The following is a 14,400-nucleotide window of genomic DNA, read 5'->3' on the forward strand; positions in this document are numbered from 1 at the left end:
TGGCAATGTTTACAACCGTGAGGATGATTGAGGTGCCTTGAGGTTAGCCCCAACAACCCCAAACTAAGATAGCAGGTTGCATTATTCCTTAGTCGATCCAGCATCGGGTGTGAGAAGAATCAGTTGTCGTTGCCAGAGGGAATAGACTTCGGCCAGAGTCAGGCTGCTGGAGGGAAGGAGTGCTTGCACAGATTGGGTTTGGTTTTCTTGACAGGCCTGGAGAAACGCCACTTCCCCATCGGTTAGGTGAATGAGTTCGTAAAAGCTGTTAAAGAGACAGTTACCCGGCCAGCCATCAATACAGGGATGCAAAGTGGGCATGGCCCCTAACAGATCAGTGGGTTCTGTCCAGGTATGGTCTGGTAACGGTGGGCGGCCGAGGAAAAATTCATAATGGGTAATGCTACTGGGGTCTAATAATTCAATCAGGCGATATCTTTCTTTTGGAGAGAGATGGGCGGCCCGTTCAAGTAATTCAGGATTGTCACCCAAGACCCGCTCCAGTCGCCAAATCGCCGGATTAGAAAAACCAAGAAACTCCAGATCCGTAGTCTCTAACCAGGCAAACAAAGAGGGAATGGTATAGTCAACTTCCTGGGGATGCACATACATATCGGCAAAGCATTCATCGCGGATATTTTCCATCGCCCAGCGTTCAGTTTCCCGTTGTTTGAGGCGGTTTTGCTCCGGTAATACGGCAAATATTTGCCGGCCCAGTTGCACCCCATCGGTATAGTCACCCCGTTGATCCCCTTGGAGAATCTGAATCGCTTCCTGCATGAGTTTAATTTCCCAGCGGCCCAGTTCCCCATAGACAAAGATATGAAAAATCCCCCCCGGCCCCAATTGTTTCGCCAGGTTAGCCAGGCCCCGAGCCGGATCCCGTAAATGATGTAAAACCCCCACGCAATTAATTAAGTCAAACGGACCAGACAGATCGAGGGCATCATCTAACAGGCTGGCCTGGTGAAGGGTAACATTCTTAGCTCCCAGGCGATGAATCCGTTCCTGGGCAATGGTGAGCGCGCCTTGGCTTAAGTCAACGGCCGTAATCTGGGCTTTGGGATTGAGATAGGCCAGATATTCAGTTCCAACCCCTGTGCCACAGCCCGCATCAAGAATTTTAATTGCATTGGTTGTGGGGGTGCGTCCAGTACAGAAACTATAGGCAGCCGGCCAACTCCAGCGCCAGTTATAACCGGGAGGCGGTTGATCCGAAAGTGGCTCTGGCGGAAAGGGATAGGTATCGTAGAGCTTTTGAACCGCAGCAGTTACTGGATCAGCCATCATCGCAGCTATTCACCTATTTAATCTATACGAAGCATGATATTAAACTAACCGATCTAAGAGGGATGCTGGACATTTCCCGGACTGACGACAAATTCGCCTAACCATTGGGAGGGGGTGTCATCGGAAATCACAGCCATTTGTAAATCTAAAAGCGTAGTGGCTAATTTTTCCCGCCGCACCGGCCCCCAGGCCAAGACTCGTAAAATTTGCTTCATCATTTGCTCAATCTCGGCACTATAGACCGTGAAATTATCCTCAGGTAAGGCTGGTAAACACCCTAAGACTCGTTGTTGACGGGCCCAGTTTCTTTTCTCGGCGGAAACAATACGGTCATGGCTATCAATCAAAATAATTCTGAGTTGGGGTGATTGTTGATAGCACCAGCGTAAAAGATGGCTGACATCGGGAAGTTCAGCCCGCGTATCCAACATGACAATGCCCGGATGAGACTGCACCATCACCATAAAATCCTGAAGGACTTGGCGGACATTAATTTTACCGGACTCAACAATGACATTAATATCCTGAGATACCAGTAAATCGCGCCAGAGATGACTTTGGTTCGTGTATTCCTGGATAATCAAAACCACTGGCCGAATTTTTGCGGCATCCGGTAAGGTATCAATTGGGCTGTCGGCTTGGGGCGGAATGGTGGTTTGGGCCTGGGCTGCCCGAAATTCGACAAAGGTTTTACCCAAGGCAATGCGGTCACCTGTTTTCAGGAGTGTTGGGACTGTGATTTTGCTGTTATTGAGAGTGCAGCCATTGCGACTACCGAGATCGATGAGATAGTAATCACCATTTTCGAGTCTTTGTACCAAGGCATGGCGGCGAGAGATCCAGCGATCAGACAAAACTACTTGACAGTCTTTACCCCGCCCCAAAGTCCAGGCCGTGCCTTGATCAAGGGGAGCAACATAATGACCGCCATTGGTATAAACGACTAATTGGGGAAAGTTTCTAGGCACAATGGGTCAACAACCAACTATTCAAGGGGGGCAAGTCATCAACATCAAGCAGGAACCGGAGCAGCAGATCCGCCACCCCTTATTTTTGAAAGTCAACACAATAAATAGCCGATTCTGTCGCGGCCTGGTGGGGATGAAGCGCACACTTCAAACGGTAGTCAGCGCAGAAAAACCGGCATTGACTACAGGGAATTTGGTGCATTCGCTTGGCAACCAGCATCCCCTCTTGCCAAAATTGCCAAGCATTCCAGGCCAGGAGTCCTAAAAATGACCAAGCAACTAGAAAACATAGGGGAGTCAAGAGGGGCTGCAACCAGGCTAACCAAGACCATACCTCAGACATACATGATCACCGCAAACCCAGAATTCATAGACACTCAACTAATATCCAGGATGACTTCATTTAGCCAAAACAATAGGGATTAATTAACTATCCTATCAATTTAGATCAAGTAACCACTCAATGTTAAGGAATTGCAGTAATCCCCCCCGCCCGGATAGGGTCTGTCCGCAAGCCAAGGGAATGAGCGTTTTCCATTACGAGGTTGTCACCACGTTGGCACAGGCCCGCCCCTGTTCAAGATCACTAATATTCTGGAGCGTGGTTTCGGCAATACTGACCATCGCATTCCGGGTGAAAAAGGCCTGGTGCCCCGTGATCAACACATTGGGAAAGGTCAACAACCGTTGAAAGACATCATCATGAATCACCTCGTTGGAAAAATCTTCAAAAAAGAGTTCTTCCTCGCCCTCATAGACATCTAGGCCCAGGTAGCCAATTTTGCCAGATTTTAAGCCCCCAATCATGGCTGCGGCATCAATCAAAGCTCCCCGGCTGGTATTGACAATCATCACTCCCGGTTTCATATATTCAATGGCTTTTGCATCAATCAGATGATGGGTTTCTGGGGTTAAGGGACAGTGGAGAGCAATTATATCGGCCTGGGCTGCAAGCGAGAGAATATCCACATAACGCCCGCCGATGGTTTCGAGTTCCGGGTTGGGATAGAGGTCATAGGCCAGAATATGACACCCAAAACCCTGTCCTAAAATTTGGGCTACAATTAAACCAATTTTTCCCGTCCCAACAATCCCAACGGTTGTGCCATGGAGATCAAACCCCATTAGGCCATTCAGGGCAAAATTTCCCTCTCGGACTCGGTTAAAGGCTCGATGGATGTGGCGATTTAAGGCAAGAATTAAGCCCACCGTATGTTCAGCCACCGCATAGGGGGAATAAGCGGGGACTCGCACCACCGTCATGCCCAATTCGGCCGCCGCCGCTAAATCCACATGATTAAATCCAGCACTGCGTAAGGCGATCAGAGTGGTTCCCCCCTGTTTTAAGCGTTCGAGGGCCTGGCGATTCAGATAATCGTTAACAAAAATACAGACACAGGGAAATCCGGCGGCAAGGGCCGTTGTTCCAGGCCGGAGGTTACTCTCAAAAAACTCGAGTTCGTGGGCTTCGGCTGGGGGTAGGGTTTGGTTGGCCGCTGTTAAAAATTTCTCGTCATAGGGTTTGGTATTAAAGACAGCAACACGCATCAGCTTACTCCGGCAAAAACATCAGCTAAGTCTCTGCCATCCTAGACAAAATTACCAAGCATAGCGTTACACAGGCTGGTTTAAGCAAGTAGAAATCGCCAAGCTATTGAGCAGCAGTTGTTTTTCTGATGGGATCATGCCTAACCCTCAATCGGTAAGGCTATACCTAAAACATCAAGGAATATGGCACCGCATTAGAGAACCCTTCAGAGATGCCGGCCTAGGACTGTAGGATTAAAGAGATTTTAACTTCTATTTGCTCAGTGTATTTCTATACGGCGTATCACCTGAATATTGCTTCGGAGTTGGCCTTACCCGAATTATTACCAACCCAGGCCCCACCCGATATCACAATCAAATATGCCCCAGTCCAACACCCCATTCAGGAGCTAGCCGCCCGTCCGCGCACATATTCTGCCCCAGATAGCCCCGATCTGTTTCATTTTTATCCCAATGTGGGGTTGTTCCAGATTCACCAGGCCCGAGAAATTTGGCTTGACCCCCTACCAGAAGCTCAGGAAGACCTAATTCGGGCGTTTTTGTTGGGGCCAGTATTCGGGGCACTGCTCTATGTGCGAGGGCATCTAGTTCTCCATGCTAGTTGTGTGGTCATGGGGTCTGGGGCAGTTGCGTTTATGGGAGCCAGCGGTCAAGGTAAGTCCACTCTCACGTCTTTCCTTTACCAGCGGGGCTATTCGTTGGTTGCCGATGATAAGGTGTTAGTCCAACCTAGTCCAGCCGGGCCACCCGTGGTTATTCCGGGATATCCCCATATTCGCCTCTGGCCAGATACGGTGTCCGCATTAGGATTCAGTCTAAACCGCCTACCCAATTTATTTACTGGCATCACGAAAAAGATACACCGCTTAGAGGCGGGATTTTGCCAGGAGGCTGTTCCTCTCACGGCCCTTTATGTTCTCACCGCAGCCGATACTGTTTCCATCGAACCACTGTTGGGGCAAAATGCTTTTTTTGAGTTAACCTGTCATCGCTATATTGCCCCAGCGATCCCGGTCTTAGGTGAAAACCCTACGCAGTTCCGACTCATTGGGCAGGTCTTACAGCAGATTCCCCTCTATCGCTTGAATCGCCCCAGGCAGTTTGAATATATGGAGGAGGTGATCCAAGGCCTGGAGGCTCGCCATTATTAACCCTGCTGCCTTAACTTTGGGTAGAGGCCCCTGATTCAGCTTGAGAGTAACCTGACTACTTCGCATCAATTTTAGGTAAGTTTATATCATCCAGTCTTGATTTCTAGGAGTTTTGAGTGATGTCGGAATCGCAAGTCAGTACAGCATCCCCAGAGGAAAATAGCCAGGCCCCACGCAAGCGTTACAAAACCCCAAAGCTAGAGTTTTTTGGCAATTTACATTCGTTAACTCAAGCTATTTCGATTGTTGATGTCTTTCGGGGCCGGACAGCAGCCAGCTAGTTAAGACTCTCTCTTGAATTGACCTTTACCGGAGCTTTCATGTCACAGCCTCAGAATATTCAGGCTCAGGAAAAAGAAGCTAAAACCAGACAATGCAAATTCTACAGCCCTCCTCAGTTAGAGTTTTTTGGTCATCTATCCAATATGACTCTTGCAGGGGAAAATGATGGAGCAGATTTTGATAATCTGGGTAGTTAGATTGGCCTTTCAAGCCATATTAGGGTGAAACTTGATAAGAATAGACAACTATCTCTGCAACAGTTATGCTCATCTTGAAGACCTGAATATCTAGCTAAATCACATGGCCTGGTTGATTGCCAAGTCGTAGAGATTCTTAAATGAAATCATTTTCCTGGTTCCAGTTGTTAGCTCACCTTCAATGATCTCTAAACTCATCAAAACTTGGCTAAAATGGTCTGTTGCTGATCGACTATTAGTCCTAAGTGCTAGTGTTTTAGTGTTGGGGTTTCGTTTGGGATTGTGGTTTTTGCCCTTTGCTCGATTACGGCGGTTTCCAGATTTTCTCAGTCAACGGCTGCATAAATCTGTCCCATTGCAATCAATTCCCCTCAAAAAGCTGATCTGGAGCATCAAAATTACCGCCAGACGTATTCCAAAAGCCACCTGTCTGACCCAGGCCTTGGCGGCTCAAACCCTGTTACAAACCTATGGCTATGAAGCCCGGCTCTGTGTGGGGGTAATGTTAGATGAGCAGAAAAAACTTGCAGCCCATGCCTGGATTACCCATCAGCAGGCGGTTGTAATTGGGCAATTACCGAATTTAGATCGCTTTAAGCCCCTTTTATAAAACGCCCCCTTGCGGCTTAAACAGGAGTCGGTCAGCACCTAAAGCCTAGAGGTAATGATGATGAGTTATCGCCATGGCCTGATTGTCACTCAACTATATAGCATTACGCAGTCTGTTCTGAGAGAGTAGAAATGTCAAAAAAACTGCCCATCAAGTATTTTCTGACTTGTCCCCGTCTCATCCTAAATGAGTAACGTTATAGAAGGGATGAAAGCTCCCTATCCCCATAACCAGGCCAGGCCAAGACTTAATCCCGGTAAAACCTCTGTATCAGATATCGTTGCTGGAGCTTCTAACACCTCTACGGAACTCCCAGGCCGGTAAACCTCCACAGACCGATTCAGCGGATCAATGAGCCACCCTAAGCGCACCCCATTATCGAGATATTCCTGCATCTTGGCCTGGAGCATGACTAGTCCATCACTGAACGAGCGTAGTTCCAAAACAAAATCCGGGGCAATGGGGGGAAATTTTTGCTGTTGCTCTATGCTAAGACTTTGCCAACGCTCAGTTCTAATCCAGGCCACATCGGGAGAGCGCATCGCCCCATTGGGAAATCGAAAACAGGTGGAAGAATCGAACACTACCCCTAATTGAGCCCGCCGATTCCAATTCCCAATATCAATCATCAAGTCAGCATTACGACATCCGCTGATTCCCCCTGTTGGAGCCACAATCACTAATTCTCCTCGGCTTGTCCGTTCAAATTTGAGATCAGGGTTGGCCTGGCAGAGTTTTTCAAATTGCTCATCGGTATAGTGGGGGAGTGGACTCAAATCTAGAGTAAAGGCGGTCATCACAGATGCCCCATTGCAGGATGATTCTAGTTCTACTCTAAAACCTGAGCCAATGTTATAGTTAATTCAGTTTCTTCAAAAATATTACTTTTGTCTTTTGCCTTCCTCCCAAGCCCCCATCGTTGTCACGGGGATCAGTTTAGTTTCTGCCTTAGGACATTCTGCGGAGGGATCTTGGCAGCGACTTTGCTTGGGACAATCTGGCTTGCAGGTTCAACAACCCTATCCTGAACACCCCCCCTTACCCCTGGGACTGATTCACCGCCAGCCAACCGGTTGCTTAACCCTCCTGGATCAACTTCTCCAGGCCCTCCTCACCGATACCAACCTCTGCCCCCCTTTACCCCATTGCGGAATTGTGATTGGCTCTAGTCGCGGCCTGCAATACCAATGGGAAGCCTGGTTACGGTTACGCCATCAAGGGGGGCATGATTTAGACCTTGGGGCCTGGTGGGCATCTTTACCCCAATCCTTAGCCTTGAGTGTGGCCACTAAGCTCCAAACCCAAGCCCCTGTTCTCTCACCAACGGCTGCCTGTGCAACGGGGATTTGGGCCATTGCCCACGGGATATTATTAATTAAATCGGGTCAATGTCAGCAAGTGATTGTGGGGGCCGTGGAAACACCGATTACTCCGCTGACCTTAGCTGGTTTTAGGCAGATGGGGGCCTTATGTCAAACCGGAGTGCATCCCTTTGATCGCCAACGCCAAGGATTTGCCTTAGGGGAAGGGGGGGCATTACTGCTCTTGGAAACCCAAGCCTCAGCCATTGCACGCCAGGCCAAAATTTATGGTCAGATTCTTGGGGTGGGGTTGACCGCCGATGGACTGTATTTAACAGCACCAGATCACCAGGCCAGGGGAATGCTATCTGCCGTTAAAACCTGTTTGACCCAGGCCCGTCTTTCGGCTACCGAAATTGATCATATTCACGCCCACGGCACTGGCACCCGACTCAACGATCAAGCCGAAGCTCAATGGATTCAGCAGCTTTGCCCTGATGTCCCCATTAGTGCCAGTAAAGGATCTACAGGCCACACCCTCGGAGCTGCTGGAGCCATGGCCACCGTATTTTCCCTGCTTTCTCTCCGGGATCACGTCCTATTTCCAACGGTTGGTTTAAGAAATCCGGCGTTTGATTTGAACTTTATCACCAGCCTCCAGGCCCGGCCCTTAGAGAAGATTCTTTGCTGTAGTTATGGATTTGGGGGGCAAAATGCGGTGATTGGCCTGGGGCGATGACTGTTGGGTGAGCTTGAAGAGAGAGATGACAGAATCCAGACCTCATTGGCAGATTGACCATAGCGCACTTTGAGATAAAAATCGGAAAAAGTTATTTACCTTGAAACCAGCCCTCCACGCTAGCAAAATGAATGAAAGAGTCCAGCTAATCCTAATTGATCTGTCTCTCTTTTTAGGGAGGGGAGTTAAGTGAATGTTCATGATCTAAACAATTGACCCAAACTGCCGGATAATCTTGATAATGTTCCTTTTTCCAAATAGGTAAACGAGTCTTAATTTGCGTAATGATGTATTCGGTTCCGGCAAAGGCGGCCTGGCGATGGCTGGCAGTTGTCCCCACCCAAACCGCAATTTCTCCAATCTCTAAATGTCCATAGCGATGACAGGCCACGGCTCCATGTAAGTCAAATTTCCCGGTAGCTTCGGCTAAGATTTTTAATCCTTCATTGATCGCTAGTTCAGGATAGACCTGATATTCTAAGGAGGTGACCTTTTTGCCTTGATTATGATTGCGAACCCAACCTTGAAAAGTAACTAAAGCCCCGGCCTGGGAATTAATTAAACTTGCTTGCAAACTATCTGAATCAATCGAAGCTAAACTAATGGTAAATGTCACAAATCCTAACCTCCAGCAACCGGGGGAATAAAGACAACCTGGGCCTGGTCGGTAATTTGGTCGGTCAGTTGAGAAAAATGATCATTAACGGCAACTTGAACCTGACTTAAGGGCAGAGAAAACTGATGCCGATCGGACAAGAATTCATAGAGTTCACCATAGGTTTTCAAGTCAGTTTTCACCGTTTCTTCGCTCAGTTGGGCTTGCTCTTGTAAGGCGGCAAAATAACGAATTTTAATTGTGTGCATGGCGGACTCGTTGATATTCATCGGGAGTGTTAATGTTGTCGAGTTCTTGGGCCAGGCCTGGGGTAATAAAGTAACAATCACTCATTTGCAGCACCTTTACTGGACAATAAATTTTGGCTGTTTTGGCCCGTTGAAATTGTTGCAGGGCCTGGGGCGTATAGAGGGCGCAAAGGGGTTCAGGAAAACCATGCTCTGGGTTTTGATAACAGGTAGCAACCACATGATCATGATAATTTTCCATTAACTTTTCAATCGTACCAGTGTTCACATAGGCTAAATCACAGGCCATGATCAACCAATTTGCATCAGGGTGCGTTTCCAAAGCAGTTAAAATTCCCCCCAGAGGCCCCATGTCATCATAGTGATCTATCAGAGTCGGTAAAGCAGCTAATTCCGTATGTTGCCATTGCCCTTTGCGAGCCGAAAGATAGACCTGTTCACAGTAGTTATTTAAGAGATTATAAATGTACTTAGCATGGGGTTGATCATGATATTTCAACAGTGCTTTATCTTGTTGCATCCGTTTACTTTTCCCCCCAGTTAGCACCAGGCCATAGAGGGGTTGCGGGACTCGTTTAAAGGTTGATTTACCCCCGGTTTTAGTTAAAAGCTTGGTTTGGGAGATGGTTATCTGAGGGGAAACCGCTTTGCACATATCATAAATTGTTAATGCCGCCACAGACGCGCCACATAGGGCCTCCATTTCCACGCCAGTTTTATAGTGAGTTTTAACTTCACAGGTAATTATCACCATGAGGGTTGGATCAATCTCAATCTCAAATTTACAGGACTCAATGGGGATTTGATGGCAAAAGGGAATCAGGTCACTGGTTTTTTTGACCGCCATTGTGCCAGCAATGATTGCCGTTTGAATGACTGGCCCTTTTTTGAGGATTAATTCTTCCCCGTGTAAATAGGGTTTGAGGGAAGGCGGTAATTGTATCAAGGTTTGGGCTACAGCTCGCCGTTGAGAATCCAATTTCTCGCTAATATCTACCATAGTTGGCTGATTGTTAATATCAATATGACTCAGCATTTAGCCTCCAATTTGGTGCATGAGATGGGTCACTTCCATTGGTCTTAGGTAGGGTTTCATTCCTAAAAGTTGTTCATAGGCCGCTAATCGTTGCTCATGATTCAATTCCCGGATTTCCAGGCCATCAGTTTTGAGCAAACAGGCCCGTAAAATGCCATCAGCGGACAGTCGCCAGCGGGAACAATGACCACAAAAGGGTTGAGATTCTGAAGCAATAAAACCAATTCTGGCCCCACACTCAGTTATAAAGTTAAAGGCCGTAGAGTCAAGGGGCATGGCCTGGGCCTGGAGTGTATATCTCGTTTTAAGGCGATCTATCAGTTCTTGGGCTGGAATAAATTGATCCTGTTGTTGTTGACAGGCTTGGCCAATTCGCATGAGTTCTAAAAACCGGATTTCGATATTTTCTGATTTAGCATATTCGACAAAATTAAAGAGTTCAAGATCATTAACGCCTCGCATCATGACTGTATTGATTTTAATCCGAAAGCCCTGTTGCTTGGCTAAGGTAATGTTGGTTTGAATTTGGCTCAGATTACGGCCGTGGGTGATTTGAGTAAAAATTTCTGGTTTCAAACTATCTAAACTAATGTTCAAATCTAAAATGTGATGCTGTTGCAGAAGTTCTAAATAGCGATGTAAAAGGATGCCATTGGTTGTCAAAGATATTTTTTTCAGACTACAACGGCTAATAGTAGTTAAGATTTCGGGCAGGGCCTGGCGCAAAAGCGGTTCTCCTCCGGTTAAGCGAACTTCTTCCAGGCCCAGGGTGACTAACTCAGCAATAATTTCTCCATATTCTTTCGGTGTGAGATAGCGGTTCACCTCCATAAACTCTGCATTAATCGGCATGCAGTAATGACAGCGCAAATTACACTGATCCGTGAGTGAAACCCGCAGCTTCCGAATCCGGCGACCATAACTATCAACCAACATTGCGATTTACCAAGGAAAGAACGGAAATGATTCACCTGCCTTAAAGATTGCGCGATCTGCTGGTAATTCCACAAAGCCATCGGTAGGAGCTAAGGCCATAAAATCACCAGAATTTTTCATGGGATGAGGTGTGGCTAAAATCCGGGCATCCGAACTGACATGGGATTGCACCGGTAAGAAATAAGTTAGGGGTTTGGTAAATTCAAAATCAGTGGTTAATTGGGCAAACATGGGTCGCTGCTGGAGGATATAGCGGTGTAAACAAACTAAACTCGAAACCGGATTACCCGGCAAACCAAATACCGCTGTTTGATGCATATGATCGACCCCAAACCAGAGCGGTTTCCCCGGCCGTTGAGCTACACCATGAATATAGTTTTTAACACCAGCCTGACTCCAAACCGTGGGTAAATAATCAAACTTACCTTTAGAAACACCACCACAGTAAATCAATAGATCATAATTCACGGTTTGCTGTTGGAAATGGGCCGTCATTAACTCTGGATCATCGGCAACATAATCGAGATCAACGTCGGGAAACCCATGACTAATTAAGGAGGCTTTGAGGGCATAGGGGTTGGAAATACGGACTTGATGGGGTTGGGGGGGCTGGTGGACGGGAATTAACTCTTGGCCGGTGGCGGTAATTTGGATGCGGGGCAGGCGTTTGATTATTACCTGAGCTTTTCCAACAGAAGCTAAAATTCCCCAGGCCGGCCCATTTAAGACCACCCCAGGCCTGAGTAACACCTCACTTAAATTAAAATCGCTGCCTTGGGGATGAATATTTGCCATCCGTTGCCAGGCCTGGTCATGGACAATTTCAGCAATCCGTAACTCCCCCTCAGAGCTAATCTGAATGTCTTCATAGGGTATGACCACATCACAGCCATCGGGTAAGACCGCCCCGGTCATGATTTCGTAACAGGCCAATGGGTCGGTTAATGTTCGTTTCGGTTCACCCGCCGCAATCGTTCCTAAGATTTTAAATGCCCGTTGATCGTGATTATAAGACTCCCAGGCCAGGGCAATGCCATCCATCATGATCCGGTGGGCAGCCGGATAAGCTCGATCAGCGGTAATGGGTTCAGCCAAAATTCCTGACCGTACCTGTTCAAGATCAACTGATTCTTCACCCCAATCCGGTAAGTGGGTTTTGATCCGTTCCACAGCGGTTTCGACGCTAATCAAGGCTGGCATGGGGGCGATTCCTGTTTAACTTTTTGGAGATTTAACGGCGTATATTGTCCCAAGTAATACAGCCCCGTACCCACAACCGTACTAATCAAAAAACCTTGGGGGACACTAAACGCAATCACCGCCACCAACAAGGCAATCATCCAATCTTGAGACTCTTGCACCTGATCCCCAATTAAACTCAGCAACCCCCAGGCCTCAAATAGGAGAATGACCCCCAAAATCGGCATCGGGAAAATTCCCAAGACATCATTAAATACGGCACTAAAGAGCAGCCCGACAATTAAATACAGCCCACCATAGATCACCACTGCCCCGCCGGTTCTTGCGCCTAAGGCATAATGCCCCACCAGGCCCCCGCAGCCATGACACACAGGTACACCGCCAAAAAACGGCACAATTAAATTCACCAGGCCATAGGTCAACCCGATCTGGCGAATGCTCAACGGTTTTTCCGGAAATAAATCTTCGGCGGTTTGTTGCGTGGCAATCACGGCATTGGAAATAGACAAGGGCAGTTGAGGTAAGGCTAACAAAAACAGGCCTGGGAGGAGAGCCGCGGGGTCTATGGTTTGAAATTCCGGTGTTTGCCAGTGAATCCCTAGAGCGATTTTTGACCAGGGTAACCCAACGCTACAGGCATAAAGCAAGCCTAATCCGACAACGACTAATCCGGCGGGAATTCCCTTTTGTTTCGGTAACGCCACCAGAATTAAAAAGCCCAGGCCAGCCAGGAGATAACCCCAGGTATTGCCCTCAGGAATATAGGTTTTTAAGGCTAAAGAGGCTAATGATAACCCCAGGCCAAACTGACAGCCCCGCACCACGGGCAACGGAATCACTCGGGCCAGCCAAGATAATGCCCCGGAAAGGCTCAACACCAGCATAATCAGCGCAATTAAAAATCCCCCCGCCCATAACGTCTGCCCCGATAGCTTTTGTGTCATGACAATTACGGCCATGGCTTTCAACGGTTGCAGCGGCATCGGCAAACCATAGATCACCCCGGAAAGAACTTGTCCCAGGCCAAACAGGGTAAATACATTGGCACTGCTCAAGTGGGCAACGGTGATCAACCCAATCAACAACGGTAAATCGGTGCCAATATCACCAAAACTGCCACTGAACTCTTGCCAATTAAATCGAAGCCGGGGATACTGCATAGGATACTTAGTCAAGTATTGAAATATCAGGTGTAGTCAAAGCCAAGTTTGTAAGATAACCGCGAGATGCTGCAATCTCGAATAAACGGCCACTCTATAACTTTACTTAAATCCTCTTTCCCACCTTTATAATCATTTAACCTTCTTTTATCTTAATCTCCAGTTTAATATCCTTGCCAATCTTGAAGAGATAACAAACGACAATATCACGAAATAAACTCTATATTTTTTTGAGTTAAAAGTGGTTCAATTCGATTATTTGCTAGCTCAACATAGCTCTTATCTAATTCATAGCCAACGAAGTGACGTTTAGTATTAATTGCCGAAATTGCTGTAGAACCACTTCCAATAAAAGGATCAAGAACAACATCGTTCTTATAACTGTAAAGTTGAATCAAACGAAATGGTAATTCAACGGGAAAGGGTGCGGGATGACCTATTTTCTTGGCTGATTCTGGATTCATTGTCCAAACGGATTTCGTCCAGTCCATAAATTGCTCTTTTGTGATTGTATTTTCTCGATTCTGCCTTTTCCGTTCAAAAGTGCCTTTAGAAAACACCAAAATATATTCATGTGTATCTCGCAAGACTGGATTTGAAGCCGACTGCCAGCTACCCCAGGCCATAGAAACACCAGCCCCAGCGCCTTTTTGCCAGATAATTTCTCCTCGCATGAGAAAGCCAATTTCAATCATTATTTGAGAAATATAATCAGACAAAGGAATATAGGGTTTCCGTCCTAGATTGGCAACATTAATACAGGCTCGGCCACCATGGACTAAAACTCGATAGGTTTCCTGAAAAACATTTCTAAGTAAATCCAAATATTCAGTCAATGACAAATCTGAATCATAGGTTTTACTAACGTTATAGGGTGGCGATGTAATCATTAAGTGTAAGCAACTATCAGGTAGCTCAGTCATAGCTTCAGAACTATGGTTAATAATTTGATTTAAATAAATCTCCGGAAATTCATGATCTCCGTTTGGTTGAGTTGTGCTTGAGATATTTAAGTCTTGGTATAGCTTAGAGTCGTAATAATCTGAAGCATCATGACTAATCCGAGAGCTAGTTCCAAAAGCACTTGTTTTTGTTCCTTTTTTCATAAATCAAACTTC

At 46.9% G+C, this 14,400-nt stretch carries 17 protein-coding genes; 5 read left to right on the plus strand and 12 right to left on the minus strand.

Features of this window, described 5'->3' with window-relative positions:
* Nucleotides 1–81 precede the first annotated feature (81 nt).
* From RIF25_RS06635 to RIF25_RS06650, 4 genes are all read right to left on the minus strand, one after another.
* Nucleotides 82–1,287, minus strand: a complete 1,206-nt coding sequence (locus RIF25_RS06635) for a class I SAM-dependent methyltransferase (RefSeq protein ID WP_407682351.1) — start codon at nucleotides 1,285–1,287, stop codon at nucleotides 82–84.
* Between the two features lie 56 nt (nucleotides 1,288–1,343).
* On the minus strand, nucleotides 1,344–2,258 hold the full coding sequence (locus tag RIF25_RS06640; protein ID WP_322877763.1) for an FHA domain-containing protein: 915 nt from the start codon (nucleotides 2,256–2,258) through the stop codon (nucleotides 1,344–1,346).
* Nucleotides 2,259–2,337: 79 nt separating this feature from the next.
* Nucleotides 2,338–2,601: a hypothetical protein gene (locus RIF25_RS06645; RefSeq protein WP_322877764.1), complete on the minus strand. Its 264-nt coding sequence runs from the start codon at nucleotides 2,599–2,601 to the stop codon at nucleotides 2,338–2,340.
* Nucleotides 2,602–2,795: 194 nt separating this feature from the next.
* Nucleotides 2,796–3,806 (minus strand): 2-hydroxyacid dehydrogenase, encoded by a 1,011-nt coding sequence (locus RIF25_RS06650; RefSeq protein WP_322877765.1) that lies wholly within the window; start codon nucleotides 3,804–3,806, stop codon nucleotides 2,796–2,798.
* A 263-nt stretch (nucleotides 3,807–4,069) separates the two neighbouring features.
* Between RIF25_RS06650 and RIF25_RS06655 the strand changes: the two genes are divergently transcribed.
* The 4 genes from RIF25_RS06655 (at nucleotide 4,070) to RIF25_RS06670 (ending at nucleotide 6,046) form a co-directional block, all read left to right on the plus strand.
* Nucleotides 4,070–4,957 carry a hypothetical protein gene (locus RIF25_RS06655; protein ID WP_322877766.1) on the plus strand — a complete coding sequence of 296 codons (888 nt, stop codon included), beginning with the start codon at nucleotides 4,070–4,072 and terminating at the stop codon, nucleotides 4,955–4,957.
* Nucleotides 4,958–5,076: 119 nt separating this feature from the next.
* The gene (locus tag RIF25_RS06660) at nucleotides 5,077–5,238 is read left to right on the plus strand and encodes a hypothetical protein (protein ID WP_322877767.1); all 162 of its coding nucleotides are present in this window, start codon (nucleotides 5,077–5,079) and stop codon (nucleotides 5,236–5,238) included.
* A gap of 39 nt (nucleotides 5,239–5,277) precedes the next feature.
* Nucleotides 5,278–5,436, plus strand: coding sequence for a hypothetical protein (locus RIF25_RS06665; RefSeq protein ID WP_322877768.1), 159 nt, complete (start codon nucleotides 5,278–5,280; stop codon nucleotides 5,434–5,436).
* Nucleotides 5,437–5,617: 181 nt separating this feature from the next.
* Entirely contained in the window at nucleotides 5,618–6,046 is a 429-nt protein-coding gene (locus RIF25_RS06670) for a lasso peptide biosynthesis B2 protein (RefSeq protein ID WP_322877769.1), read from the plus strand.
* Between the two features lie 218 nt (nucleotides 6,047–6,264).
* Here RIF25_RS06670 and RIF25_RS06675 read toward each other — a convergent pair whose 3' ends face one another.
* On the minus strand, nucleotides 6,265–6,843 hold the full coding sequence (locus RIF25_RS06675; RefSeq protein ID WP_322877770.1) for a Uma2 family endonuclease: 579 nt from the start codon (nucleotides 6,841–6,843) through the stop codon (nucleotides 6,265–6,267).
* 97 nt (nucleotides 6,844–6,940) lie between these two features.
* Here RIF25_RS06675 and RIF25_RS06680 point away from each other — a divergent pair, with 97 nt between their 5' ends.
* Nucleotides 6,941–8,086: a beta-ketoacyl-ACP synthase gene (locus RIF25_RS06680; RefSeq protein ID WP_322877771.1), complete on the plus strand. Its 1,146-nt coding sequence runs from the start codon at nucleotides 6,941–6,943 to the stop codon at nucleotides 8,084–8,086.
* A 172-nt stretch (nucleotides 8,087–8,258) separates the two neighbouring features.
* On the opposite strand, the gene RIF25_RS06685 is transcribed toward RIF25_RS06680, so the two are convergent.
* The 7 genes from RIF25_RS06685 to RIF25_RS06715 form a co-directional block, all read right to left on the minus strand.
* Nucleotides 8,259–8,702, minus strand: coding sequence for a molybdenum cofactor biosynthesis protein MoaE (locus tag RIF25_RS06685; protein ID WP_322877772.1), 444 nt, complete (start codon nucleotides 8,700–8,702; stop codon nucleotides 8,259–8,261).
* Nucleotides 8,703–8,707: 5 nt separating this feature from the next.
* A complete protein-coding gene (gene moaD, locus RIF25_RS06690) occupies nucleotides 8,708–8,950 on the minus strand; it encodes a molybdopterin converting factor subunit 1 (RefSeq protein WP_322877773.1) in 243 nt (80 codons plus the stop codon).
* Entirely contained in the window at nucleotides 8,937–9,986 is a 1,050-nt protein-coding gene (gene moaC / locus RIF25_RS06695; protein WP_322877774.1) for a cyclic pyranopterin monophosphate synthase MoaC, read from the minus strand. The genes moaD and moaC overlap by 14 nt, the downstream gene beginning before the upstream one ends.
* Entirely contained in the window at nucleotides 9,987–10,922 is a 936-nt protein-coding gene (moaA, locus tag RIF25_RS06700) for a GTP 3',8-cyclase MoaA (protein ID WP_322877775.1), read from the minus strand.
* A 6-nt stretch (nucleotides 10,923–10,928) separates the two neighbouring features.
* Entirely contained in the window at nucleotides 10,929–12,122 is a 1,194-nt protein-coding gene (locus RIF25_RS06705) for a molybdopterin molybdotransferase MoeA (RefSeq protein ID WP_322877776.1), read from the minus strand.
* A complete protein-coding gene (locus tag RIF25_RS06710) occupies nucleotides 12,110–13,282 on the minus strand; it encodes a putative sulfate/molybdate transporter (protein ID WP_322877777.1) in 1,173 nt (390 codons plus the stop codon). The genes RIF25_RS06705 and RIF25_RS06710 overlap by 13 nt, the downstream gene beginning before the upstream one ends.
* Before the next feature lie 206 nt (nucleotides 13,283–13,488).
* Nucleotides 13,489–14,388: a DNA-methyltransferase gene (locus tag RIF25_RS06715; RefSeq protein WP_322877778.1), complete on the minus strand. Its 900-nt coding sequence runs from the start codon at nucleotides 14,386–14,388 to the stop codon at nucleotides 13,489–13,491.
* Nucleotides 14,389–14,400 lie beyond the last annotated feature (12 nt).

The sequence above is a fragment of the Pseudocalidococcus azoricus BACA0444 genome, from assembly GCF_031729055.1.
Classification (GTDB): Bacteria; Cyanobacteriota; Cyanobacteriia; order Thermosynechococcales; family Thermosynechococcaceae; genus Pseudocalidococcus; species Pseudocalidococcus azoricus.